The following is an 11,957-nucleotide window of genomic DNA, read 5'->3' on the forward strand; positions in this document are numbered from 1 at the left end:
AAAACGTCCAGAAACCAGCCTAGCGGGCGTCGACCGCCTGCGTCCCCGTGCGCTCCGCCAGGCGAGACTGTGCCCCGTCGAGGATTTGTGAGCAGCGAGCTGCCAGCGCTTCCCCGCGCTCCCAGAGTGTCAGCGTGTCTTCCAACGGTGCTTGGCCACTCTCAAGTGTCTGGACAATACGCACCAATTCGTCGCGCGCGGCCTCGTATCCCAAGGACTGGGGATCGGGAAGCTGATCGGTCGGGGTCATTGTGTTTTTCCTTACGATTGATGGGCGGGTGGGACGAGGCTGGGGCTGAGGTCCCGGGTCACGATTCGGTTGGCGCAGTGGGGGCGGTGGCCCCCACGACCTGGGCGACCATGCGGCCAGACGCGAGGATGCCTTCGATGAGGTCCCCCTTCTTCACCTGTGCCGAGGAGGTGATGAGCTGGCCTGACGGGGTCTTCAGCAGCGCGTAGCCGCGATCCAGTGTCGCCTGTGGGGACAGGGCAGTCAGCGTGGCGCGTGCACGGGTCAGGCTCTGACGCTCCGATGCCAGGCGGCGCTCGACCGCCGTGCGCAGCGCGGTCACGCGCTGGTCGAGGGCCGCGCGATGCCCGTCGACGATGGCCCCCGGTCCCTGGAGAACCGGCCGCGATGTCAGGAGCGACAGGTGAGATCGCTCCGTCATGAGGCGACCGGCCAACGCTCCACGCATGCGGGAGACGGCCTGGGCGACACCGTCGCGCTCGCGGGCGCGGTCCGGCACGATGCGGCGCGCCGCGTCCGTCGGGGTTGAGGCGCGGTAATCCGCGACGAGGTCCAGCAGGGGAGAGTCGCCCTCGTGGCCGATGGCGGACACGACGGGGGTGCGGGCATCCGCGACCGCGCGCACGAGGCGTTCGTCGGAGAAGGGGAGGAGGTCCTCGACCGCTCCGCCGCCGCGCGCGATCACGATGACGTCCACGTCGTCCATGGCGTCCAGCTCGAGCAGTGCTCGGCCCACCTCGGGCACACAGTGATCGCCCTGGACGGCGACCTCACGGATCTCGAAGCGTGCGTCTGGCCAGCGATCCGAGGCGTTGACGACCACGTCGTCTTTCGCTTTCGCGCTCCGACCGCAGATCAGTCCAATCGTGCGCGGCAGGAACGGCAACGGCTTCTTGCGCGTATCCGAGAACAGACCCTCGGCGGCCAGGCGGGCACGCAGTGCCTCAATCTGGGCCAGCAGGTCGCCCACGCCCTGCAGGTGAATCTCCGCCGCCTGTAGGTTGAGCCGGCCCGAGCGCTCCCAAAACACGGGTTTCACGCGCGTCACCACGCGCGCACCCTCGGTGAGCGGCGTGGATTCCATGATGCCCGCCCACGCGGTCACCGTCATCGACGTGTCCGTCTCCAGGTCGCGCAGCGTCAAAAAGTGCATCTTCGCGCCCGGGCGCACCTTGTACTCGACGACCTGGCCCTCCACCCACAGGGGACTCATGCGGTCCACGTACACCTTGATGTTCTCCGTCAGCCTGCGCAGCGGCCACGGATTATCCCGCGTCGTGTCGGCAGCTTTCGCAGCGGGCGGACGCGCGGGAGCGTGCGCGGTCCCCGCTGTGGGGGAGGAAGGGGCATAAGGCGAGGTCACTCCCACAGGATGCCACACGCCGCCCCCGTCTGCGTCCCCGCCCACAAGCGTGTGGGAAGTCGGCAGCGTGGGCGTGCCCAGGCCTCGTTCCGGAGGTGACAATGTGTGATTCCCACGCCCCCGCGCACGCTCTCGCCCCCGGGCGCTAGGGTGGACGCATGAATGAAAACGTCGACCTGCGAGCCAGCGCCGAGACCCCCCTGCCCGCCCCCCACGGAGAGGGAAGCGGCCGCATTCTCCTTGCGGCCCCCCGCGGATACTGCGCCGGCGTGGACCGCGCGGTCGACGTCGTCGAAAAAGCCCTCGAGCTCTACGGCGCACCCGTGTACGTGCGCAAAGAGATCGTCCACAACAAGTTCGTCGTCGAGTCGCTGACCAAGCGCGGCGCGATCTTCGTCCAGGAAACCGACGAGGTGCCCGAGGGCGCCCGTGTCGTCTTCTCCGCGCACGGCGTCTCCCCGGCCGTCCACGAGGCCGCCGCCACCCGCCACCTTGCCACGATCGACGCGACCTGCCCGCTGGTGACCAAGGTGCACCGCGAGGCCGTGCGCTTCTCGAAGGAAGACTACGACATCATCCTTGTCGGCCACCAGGGGCACGAGGAAGTCGAGGGCACCTTCGGCGAGGCCCCCGGCCACATCCAGGTCGTCGGCACCCCCGACGAGGTCGACAACGTTGTCGTGCGCGACCCTTCGCGCGTCGTGTGGATCTCCCAGACCACACTCTCCGTCGACGAGACCCGCGAGACCGTGGACCGCCTGCGCCAGCGCTTCCCGCAGCTCATCGACCCGCCGTCGGACGACATCTGCTATGCCACCCAGAACCGCCAGGGTGCCGTGAAATTCATCGCGCCCCAGGTGGATGTCATGGTCGTAGTCGGCTCGGCGAACTCCTCGAACTCGGTGCGTCTCGTCGAGGTCGCGCTCGAGGCCGGGGCGGGGTCCGCGTACCGCGTCGACAAGGCGGAGGAACTCGATGAGTCCTGGTTCGAGGGTGCCCGTACTGTGGGTCTCACCTCCGGCGCGTCCGTTCCCGAAATCCTCGTGCGCGACGTCATCGAATGGCTGCAGAACCGCGGATTCCCCACCGTCGAGGTGGCCCGTACCGAGACCGAATCGACGACCTTCGCGCTGCCCCGCGACCTGCGCGCCGACCTGAAGAAGGCCGGCATGGCACCCGCTCGCCCCCACGCACTCCGCGTCGCCGGACCCGACCACACCAGCTGAGACCGCCACCCCCGACCGTCTGACAGTGCGGTAAAGTGGCTTGCAAGGACGAGTATTCGTCGATTGTCGAGCCAACGCGGAGGTTGTGCATGGATCCCATCGAACGAGTCAGCAACTCTGTCGCCGCCCTGGCTGGGCGTGACCTGACGCTCGAGGACTACCACCAGTTCCTCCTGGACGCAGCAGCCCTCCTCGCGCCCGCACGCCCCGTCATCGTCGGCGGAGGCAGACACGGGAGCGAGGCGCGATGGCGGGTTGGCGGGCGGACGCTCGCGATTAGCGGCGGCGACAGGCCCGATATGCCCCTGGTGTCGGTGAGCTTCGTGGATACCGAGCACGCCGAGGACGAGGAGTTCCGCGAGGTTAAGTGGGGCCTCATGCAGGACACGCCCTTCCACTGGGCGATTCTTCTCGGCCCCGAAACGCCGGAAGACGCCTGGGTTAAGCGCTGCGGATGCCTGTGCTACAACTGGGAACTCTTCGACGAGGTCTTCGATCCCGTCTTCCGGTCCTTGCCCCACGACCTGGCGAAACTCCCACCCGCGTGGCGTCCGCAGATCGTCTACCAGTGGGACATGAGCGTCACCGCCCTGGGCGTCGTCACCGTGCGTGCCACCGTCGACGGGGTCCAAATCTCCAGCGACGTCACCGGCGACTCCGTTACGCTGCCGCCCGGCTTCCAGATGGGAATCGGGCGGATTCTCGCGGGCCTCGCGCAAGGGGCACCGCTGCGCGACGTACGCTTCCTGGAATCCCGCGGCTTCAGCATCGGCCCCACAAGCCTGACGGGACGGGAAACCCCCGAACTGCTCCAACAGATCGCGTGGATGGAAGAACACAACTGGGACGAGTTCGGCCCCGACACCGAGCACAACCGATGCCCCGGCCTGACCTTCGACGACCTGCGTACCGCCGTTGCACTGGCCGCGGGCGACGCTGAGGAGGAAGCCAGGCCTCGTACCACGCGGGACAACCCCGCGCCCATGCGCGCAGGCCTGACGACCGAGCAGCTCCAGTGGCTCGTCCAGCAGTGGCTGGGCGGCGCGCCCATCGCCGACCTCCTGACACGCGGACTGGGCGGGGAAAACGGCACCTACCTGACAAAGCAGGCCATCGTCTGCACTGATTGGGCGGCCTACCAGCCCGAGCACAACGGCGAATGGGCGATCATCGTCTCCCCCGCCGAAGGCGAGGAGTGGAACGACGACCAACAGGTGGCAGGCGCCGCCTGGCAGCTGTGTACCACGCTGACAAACATGGTCGGGCCAGCCTTCGCGGGGCGCACCACCAGTCATTTCGCCTACACGCGATTCTTCCGCGTTGGAGAGCGCGCCCTTAGCGTCGATACACTCCTCGGGCTGCGGCTCCAGCTCGGAAGCTTCGAGGAAATGAAGGCTTTCTACCCGCGCGACTAGCTCGGTGTGCTGCCCTGAGCGTCGGCGTGACGTAGCGCGTGGGTGCTACGCCGTCCGGCCTGCTCCGATAGGATGGGGGCGTGTCTCTTACTATCGGTATCGCTGGACTGCCCAACGTCGGCAAGTCCACCCTGTTCAACGCCCTGACCCGCGCGACCGTACTCGCCGCGAACTATCCCTTCGCGACCATCGAGCCCAACGTTGGCGTCGTGCCCCTGCCCGACCCGCGCCTGAACAAGCTCGCGGAGATCTTCGGCTCCCAGCGCATCCTGCCTGCCACCGTCTCCTTCGTGGACATCGCAGGCATCGTGCGCGGCGCCTCCGAGGGTGAAGGCCTGGGCAACCAGTTCCTCGCCAACATCCGCGAGGCCGACGCGATCTGCCAGGTCACGCGCGCTTTCTCCGACCCCGACGTCGTGCACGTCGACGGCAAGGTGGACCCGGCCTCGGACATTGAGACCATTAAGACCGAGCTGATCCTCGCCGACATGCAGACGATCGAGAAGCAGATCCCGCGCCTCGAAAAGGAGGTGCGCGGCAAGAAGACCGAGCCGATCGTCCTCGAGACCGCGCGGGCGGCCCTCGACCTGCTGGAGCGCGGCGAGCTGCTGTCCGGCCCCGAGGGAGCCAAGCTGGACCAGGACGCGCTGCGTTCCTTCCAGCTCATGACCTCCAAGCCCTTCATCTTCGTGTTCAACATGGACGCCGCCGAGATGGACAACGAGGAGATGAAGGACGAACTGCGCTCCCTCGTCGCCCCCGCCGAGGCCATCTTCCTAGACGCCCAGTTCGAGGCCGAACTGGTTGAACTGGACGACGAGGACGCCCGCGAGATGCTCGCCGAATCCGGCCAGGACGAGTCCGGCCTGGACAAGCTGGCCCGCGTCGGCTTCGGCACCCTCGGCCTACAGACCTACCTCACCGCCGGCGAGAAGGAAGCGCGCGCCTGGACGATCCACAAGGGCGACACCGCCCCCAAGGCCGCCGGCGTCATCCACACGGACTTCGAGAAGGGCTTCATCAAGGCCGAGGTCGTCTCCTACGACGACCTGGTCGAAGCCGGCTCCATGGCCGCCGCGAAGGCCGCCGGCAAGGTCCGCATGGAAGGCAAGGACTATGTGATGCACGACGGTGACGTCGTGGAGTTCCGCACGGGGCTTACGTCTGGGGGTAAGAAGTGAGTGTAGAGCATTCCTTCTTCTCAACCAACTCATTGCTACCACCCATTGACACCACCGTCACTCATCGCGACCAAGCCGATAGCATGAACTCAGAGGGTTTCGAAGTGCAACTGGCGAAAGCAGAAGCGCAAGAGCGTCAACTGTGCGATCAAATTGCGATGCACGATGGGTGGCAACTCATTGAAGCTGAACGTACTCGACTTCAGATGATAAATGAGTTTGATAGGAAGCTGTCCGAGACAAACACCCGTTCAATTACCAAGAAAGTCAGCGAACTTACTCGCGCCTACGTAACTCAGGAGGCGGACGAGTTCTTTACTCGCGAGGCGCAGAATCTTGGTCTGGAACATGTTAGGTTTAGGGCTACCAGAGCGCGACAAGGTTCTCAACTGCATAAGGCGGATTTTCGAGATGCCCGTTCCGGAACGAAGCTTACTGAGGTCCTTTCTGAGGGAGAACAGACTTCGCTTGGTTTTGTAGGTTTTCTCACGGAGGCACATTTCGATGCTAGTAAGTCAGCACTGATCTTCGATGATCCGGTTTCCTCTCTTGATCATATGAAACGTGAATCTGTTGCTAGGCGAATCGTTGAGTTAGCTAAAGATAGACAAGTTGTGGTGTTCACGCATGACGTAGCCTTCACCATGCTCCTGCGTAAGGCGGCAGACGAAATCGCCGTACCGTATGCTACGCGAGGCATTGAAAAGCGAAGGAAAGCAGAGCCGGGTTATACGACTGAACATCATCCCTGGACTGCAAAAGACGCAGCACAACGTGTCAATAAGTTAAGGCAGGAAGTTGCGGCTCTGCGCCGACAGGAAAAGGGGATGCCTGAAGAGGATTATCAACGAGAAACCGAAAAGATCGCAGGCCACATGTCTCAAACTTGGGAGCGGATAATTAGCCAAGTTATCGCGGAGCCTCTGGTCGACTTTGCGTCATTAGAGGTTCGAGTCGGAAAACTACGTATTATTGGTCGCGTTACAGAACAAGATGTGAAAACCTACGATGACTCCTACAGTCGTATCTCTGGGTGGGCATCACGGCATGACCCTCATCCTGAACTCAACTACTCTCCACCAGAAGTCGGCGAGTTAGAAAACGAAATCGAAGTCATTGAGGACTGGTTCAAACGGGTTAAGAGATATCAGAAATAATGATTAGAGAGTCTGTGCCTTAAGATTGCTTGCCGCGAATGACTGTTCTGGCTCAGATGAGGTGTCATGAGCATTGCGTGCAGGGGTAAATGTGCTGGAAGGCGATGTCGTGGAGTTTCGCACGGGGCTTACGTCTAAGAAGTAAACTGGAGGCATGAAGCCGACCTCCTCCCAGCCTGTCCGTGCAGCCATCTACCTTCGTATCTCTCTCGACCGTGAGATGGACGGCCTCGCGATTGACCGTCAGCGCGAGGACTGCGAGAAGCTCGCTCAGTTCCGTGGCTGGGAGATCGTCGAGACTTACGTCGATCAATCAATTTCGGCCTCGGATAAGACGAAAAAGCGCCCTGCCTACCTGCGGATGGTCGCTGACTACGAGGCGGGGCTTCTTGACGCGATCGTGTGCTACGACCTCGACCGGCTCGCCCGACAGCCTCGGGAACTTGAAGACTGGATCGACCGAGCAGAGTCCCGTGGCCTACTTCTTGTCACTGCGAACGGCGACGCTGACCTTGGCACCGACGGCGGGCGCATGTACGCCCGCATCAAGGCTGCGGTCGCGCGAGCGGAGGTCGAGCGCAAGGGCGCTCGCCAGTCTCGGGCGCACGTCCAACGTGCCCGGCAAGGGAGGCCACCCAAAGGGGTTCGTCCGATGGGCTATACCACCGCTGGCGAGCTCATCCCTCACGAGGCTGAGGCTGTGCGTGCCATCTACGCTGCCTTCCTTCGAGGGGACTCGCTGCACGGAATCGCACGCGCCCTCAGCGGCGCTCAGGCCGACGGCGAGGCGGCTGGGGTTCCGCGCGTGCCCCTGCACAGTCGGACGATCGTCCTCGAACGCAATGCTCGACGGCAGGCTGAGGGCAAGCAGCTTCGCCCGGTGCCCGATGACAAGCCCTGGTCACCCTCGACGGTGCTCGGCATCCTGCGGAACCCTCGCTATGCGGGGTACTCGGTCTACACCTCGAAGGACACTCGTCGGCAGGAGGCCGGGGAATCGCGCCGTAAGGCCCTGCCCTCGTCAAGGATGAGAACGGGGAGCTCGTCCTCGGGCAGTGGGAGGCGATCGTCGAAGCAGATCAATGGTGGACAGTTCAGAACCTTCTCGACGACCCTGCCCGCGTGACGAACCGCAGCGGCTCCACCGTTCGCAAACACCTGGGGGCAGGGCTTTATCGATGCGGTGAGTGTGGGGAGCCGGTGCGAACCCGCGCCCGCTACTACAGCTGCAACGCCGGGCATCTCAACCGAACCCGAGACGCGATTGATGACTTCGTGCGGGCTCTCGTTGTCGCCCGGCTCCAGAAGAAGGACCTCAGGCGTCACAAGAAGCAGGCGGACCCCGAGGTCAAGGACGCTTTTTCGGAGCAGATCGCACAGCAGCGCGCACGCATTGCTCGTGCTGAGCGAGACTACGACGCCGAGGTGATCGAGGGTGCTGACCTCGCCCGCATCCGCGACGCTGCTCGCACTGAGATCACCCGCCTTGAGGCCGAGCGCCTCGCCTCTGGAACCGGAACGGTGCTCGCGCCGATCCTCGGCACACCAGACCCGGCAGCGGCTTTCCTGGAGGCTCCCATCGCGTTGCAGCGCACCATGATCGACACGCTCATGACCGTGACGCTCAAGCGGGCAAAGCAGGGCAAAAAGGGCTTTGATCCTGAGTCGGTTGAAATCGTGTGGAAGTGAAGTGGCTCCGAGGTGCTGACGTTGGGTGCTCCAGGTGGGGATCCAGAAGCATACAAGACCGCACCCTGCGGGCGCGAAAAGGCGAAACTGGTCAGCGTCCCTTCGGGGCGCGAGCTCATCCGCACAGGAGGACGAGCTCGTGAGGTGAAATGCCCATGCATCTGGTCGGCAACATGTGAATGAGACCGGGAACACACAGTGCTGCACACATTGCACACATTGCACACATTGTGCACATTGTGCACACATCATGTGTACAGTACTTTTTGTTGAGATACCAAGGAAAACTTGGTGTTGCACACACTGCACACATCTGAACGCATTACGTCCTCTATAGGGCAAGTGCCACGAGCAGCAGGTGATCGCGTCCTAGGATGAGTTCGACACGTGCTCCCTTAGCTCCACCCAATGCTATCTGACCTGCGCATATGCGTTCGGAACGTCGGTGCGTGGGGTATAGCAGCCGCACGGACGCTTCACGCCGGGCACGGTGTCGCTGCTTCCGAAAGGCGAAACACCATGACCCGCACGTTCACCCCCATCCAGCCTGACCCCGGCGATGCTCCAGCGGCACGGCTGGGGTCCGCCCGTCTCCACGCCCTCGAGGCGGTGGCCCGATGAACGCTTCGACGATTCCCTTCCGGGATCTCACCCCTGCCCGTTGGTGGTGCTCCTCCACCCTCTCAACTGACCCCGGCGACCCTGCCACCTGGTACCGGAGTCTCGTCCTCGAGGCGCCCGGCGACGGCGCGGAGATCCTCCTCGAGGTCACCGTGAACGACGAGGGCGGGCCAACTGTGGACGCGTTGACGACTGCGCACACCCTCCGGGATCTCGAGGCGCTCCGCCGGACGCTCGCGGATCTCGTCCCCACCTTGGTGGCGCTGTCGACGTGTCGGGATGAGGTGCGGGCGTAGCGTCCCGTTGTCGTCCTAGTTGCGCCCCTGGGGGCCGTTCGTCGGCTCTGGGGGCGCTTCCGTGTTCGCCCTCTCATGGTGTTCGGGCCTTTGTGCTCGGCTGCTTCTGCTTCGCGTTTGGCTTTGGCGCGTGCGGCGTACCTCTCCGCCGACGCTTCACAGAGTCGGAAGGCCGGGTGTGTTACGGCGGACTCGACCTGGCTTCCACCACTGACATCACGGCGTTCGTCCTCGTCTTTCCGCCAGAGACCGGCGACGACAAGTGCGTGATCGCGCCGTGGTTTTGGATCCCCAAAGACAACATCGAACAGCGCGTGAACCGTGATCATGCCCCGTATGACCTGTGGGAACGCCAAGGCTTCCTGCAAACCGGCGAAGGCGACGTCGTCCACTACGCCGGCATCGAAACCTTCGTCGAACAATTAGGGGAGCGCTTGGACATCCGTGAGATCGCGTTCGACTGATGGGATGCGGTCCAGATGAGCCAGAACCTCGAAGAAGCGGGCTTCGCCGTCATCGCCTTCGGGCAAGGCTTCAAAGACATGAACCCACCCTCCAAGGAACTGATGAGAAGGCAACCTCGCCCACGCAGGCCACCCCGTACTGGCATGGATGGTCGACGACATCCATGTCCGAACCGACCCGGCAGGCAACATCAAACCCGACAAGCAAGAGTCCACCGAGAAGATTGGCGGAGTCGTCGCCACCATCATGGCCCTCGACCGAGCCATCAGAAACGGCAGCGCGCCAGGCTCGGGCAGAGTCTACGACGAACGAGGGCTGTTGGTGTTCTAGCGAATTGCCGATCTACTTGTCTTCAATGCACTCATTTGTCGAAGAGATCCTCTGTGCGTCGTGATGGTCTGCCATCCACCGCTGATCGTTGACATCTGTAAAGCAAAAGCGAAAGTTCTCGTTCAAGATTACGCGGGGTGGTTGTGAACTGAATAGATCCTGACTGTACGTGTTCGCGTATTCAACCTTCTCGCCAGGTGAAACGGTCGGAAAGGGGATCTCGAATCCATGCTCCGTATTCTGGAATTCGTGGTAATTATCGCCGGAGACGCTTAAGGTATTAAGCGGTTTGGGCATGGCTAGAACCAGGTTGAATACTGGATTCGGTGACGAGTTGTGGAAGGTGGAAGTGATCTCTTTCCCATACTGGCCTGATTCGACCTGTGAGATGTCCGCGCTAATTGTTATTCGGGCAAATGCTTGATTTGCTTGGTGGAATTGTTCTGCCTCGATTGCGCGATTGCGATCATGGATGTTGAAGCCAAGTGCCGCTACGGCGATGATGAGTGAAACTAGCGAAATTGCCTCAGATGCGGAGATCCAACTGCGCCAAGATTTCTTCTTCTCTCGGGTTTTGTTGCCCGATGATTTTACTGACTTCCTGGTCATGGGTTTGCTCCATTGTCTCTAATCGGGCACACGCTTCTTCCCCGGTCATCGATCTGATCTTATCTGTGAAAGGTGAGGCAAATGGGATTCTTCGACTGGCTGCGCGGCATCAACATTCAGCCAAGCTGACGACCACGCGCTCACGAGCGGTGGCTACTCGTTCTGAAGCGTCCTGGGGTTTGTTCCGAGTCTCGCGAAGGAGAATCGGAGTGTGCCCGGGAAGGTTCGGTCCCGAGTTGCCTAAGCGCGCAGTTCGCGTGGTCTGCGAGCGTCAGGCCCGTGAGGGCGGGGCGTGCGGTGTCCAAACGAGGGCGTGCGGTGTCCAAACGAGGGCGCGCGGTGTCCAAACGAGGGCGCGCGGTCGGCGGAATCGAGGCGAGGTAGTCCTCGACCTCATTCCCGGCGGCCGACTGCGCCCTCGTCGTCATGCGTTCTTCTGTCCCGGCTGTTGCGGAACGACCGTCCCCGCGAGCGCCTTCTCGCTCGGGCGCGCGAGCGGTCCGACGAGGTCGTGGGCGACGTAGGGCTCCTCGAGGAAGGCGACCTCCTCGGCCGAGAGCTCTAGCGAGAACGCGCGGACGGCGTCGTCGACCCTCGAAGGCTTCGAGCACGACGATCGGCATGTCGATCTCCCGATCGCGATCGTACTTCTGGCGCATCGTCCCGTCCGTCGTCGAACGGACCGAGTCGGAGTCCCAGGTCGATCTTGTGAGGTGGCCCGAGGCGAGCGGGCTGTACGGCGTGAGGCTCATGCCGTACTGGCGCACGACCGGGATGAGCTCGCGCTCGTCCTCGCGGTAGAGCAGGTTGTAGTGGTTCTGCAGGCTCGATAAGCGCGTCCATCCGTTCTCGTCGGCGACCCGCTGGAGGTTGTGGAGCTGGTAGCCGTACATCGCGGAGGCGCCGAGCGCCCGCGCACGACCGTCGCGGACGAGCCTGTCGAGCGCCTCCATCGTCTCGGCCATGGGAGTCGAGTAGTCGAAGCGGTGGATGATGTAGAGGTCGAAGCGGTGGATGATGTAGAGGTTGAGGTAGTCGACGCCGAGGCGCGTCAAGGTCCCCTCGATCTCCCGCTCGATCGCCCCCTCGACAGATGTCCCTCGTTGAAGTAGGCCTTCGAGGCGAGGACGACGTCCTCGCGCGGCACGGCGAGGCGACGGAGGGCTTCGCCGATGTACTCCTCGTTCGTGCCGTGCGCGTAGGTGTTCGCCGTGTCGATGAAGTTCACGCCGAGTTCGAGGGCGCGGGTGATGATCGCCTCGGTCTCGTCCACGCGGACCATCCACTAGTGGAAGCGGGGAAGACCTTCCCGAAGCTCATCCCGCCGAGCCAGAGCCTCTGGATCGAGATGCCGG

At 63.1% G+C, this 11,957-nt stretch carries 10 protein-coding genes and 2 pseudogenes; 8 read left to right on the top strand and 4 right to left on the bottom strand.

Features of this window, described 5'->3' with window-relative positions; genetic code table 11:
• Positions 1-19: 19 nt before the first annotated feature.
• Positions 20-250: an exodeoxyribonuclease VII small subunit gene (locus QZ149_RS00090; protein WP_009648325.1), complete on the bottom strand. Its 231-nt coding sequence runs from the start codon at positions 248-250 to the stop codon at positions 20-22.
• 58 nt (positions 251-308) lie between these two features.
• Positions 309-1,613 (bottom strand): exodeoxyribonuclease VII large subunit, encoded by a 1,305-nt coding sequence (xseA, locus tag QZ149_RS00095; RefSeq protein WP_291448401.1) that lies wholly within the window; start codon positions 1,611-1,613, stop codon positions 309-311.
• 158 nt (positions 1,614-1,771) lie between these two features.
• Between xseA and QZ149_RS00100 the strand changes: the two genes are divergently transcribed.
• From QZ149_RS00100 to QZ149_RS09960, 8 genes and pseudogenes are all read left to right on the top strand, one after another.
• Complete coding sequence (locus QZ149_RS00100; protein WP_291448403.1) at positions 1,772-2,839, top strand: 4-hydroxy-3-methylbut-2-enyl diphosphate reductase; 1,068 nt, start codon at positions 1,772-1,774, stop codon at positions 2,837-2,839.
• An 89-nt stretch (positions 2,840-2,928) separates the two neighbouring features.
• On the top strand, positions 2,929-4,254 hold the full coding sequence (locus tag QZ149_RS00105; protein ID WP_291448406.1) for a hypothetical protein: 1,326 nt from the start codon (positions 2,929-2,931) through the stop codon (positions 4,252-4,254).
• An 80-nt stretch (positions 4,255-4,334) separates the two neighbouring features.
• The gene (ychF, locus tag QZ149_RS00110; RefSeq protein WP_291448409.1) at positions 4,335-5,435 is read left to right on the top strand and encodes a redox-regulated ATPase YchF; all 1,101 of its coding nucleotides are present in this window, start codon (positions 4,335-4,337) and stop codon (positions 5,433-5,435) included.
• Positions 5,436-5,518: 83 nt separating this feature from the next.
• The gene (locus tag QZ149_RS00115) at positions 5,519-6,592 is read left to right on the top strand and encodes an AAA family ATPase (RefSeq protein WP_291448412.1); all 1,074 of its coding nucleotides are present in this window, start codon (positions 5,519-5,521) and stop codon (positions 6,590-6,592) included.
• A gap of 154 nt (positions 6,593-6,746) precedes the next feature.
• Positions 6,747-7,718 carry a recombinase family protein gene (locus tag QZ149_RS00120; RefSeq protein WP_291448414.1) on the top strand — a complete coding sequence of 324 codons (972 nt, stop codon included), beginning with the start codon at positions 6,747-6,749 and terminating at the stop codon, positions 7,716-7,718.
• Between the two features lie 74 nt (positions 7,719-7,792).
• Positions 7,793-8,281 (top strand): hypothetical protein, encoded by a 489-nt coding sequence (locus QZ149_RS00125; RefSeq protein WP_291448416.1) that lies wholly within the window; start codon positions 7,793-7,795, stop codon positions 8,279-8,281.
• A gap of 617 nt (positions 8,282-8,898) precedes the next feature.
• Complete coding sequence (locus QZ149_RS00130) at positions 8,899-9,198, top strand: hypothetical protein (protein WP_291448418.1); 300 nt, start codon at positions 8,899-8,901, stop codon at positions 9,196-9,198.
• A gap of 161 nt (positions 9,199-9,359) precedes the next feature.
• Positions 9,360-9,993 (top strand): annotated as a pseudogene (locus QZ149_RS09960) (terminase TerL endonuclease subunit); the annotation flags it as partial.
• Between the two features lie 12 nt (positions 9,994-10,005).
• Here QZ149_RS09960 and QZ149_RS00145 read toward each other — a convergent pair.
• Both QZ149_RS00145 and QZ149_RS00150 read right to left on the bottom strand, forming a co-directional pair.
• Complete coding sequence (locus QZ149_RS00145) at positions 10,006-10,602, bottom strand: hypothetical protein (protein WP_291448425.1); 597 nt, start codon at positions 10,600-10,602, stop codon at positions 10,006-10,008.
• Between the two features lie 140 nt (positions 10,603-10,742).
• Positions 10,743-11,884 (bottom strand): annotated as a pseudogene (locus QZ149_RS00150) (aldo/keto reductase).
• Positions 11,885-11,957: the final 73 nt, after the last annotated feature.

The sequence above is a fragment of the Actinomyces sp. ICM47 genome (assembly GCF_905369875.1).
Classification (GTDB): Bacteria; Actinomycetota; Actinomycetes; order Actinomycetales; family Actinomycetaceae; genus Pauljensenia.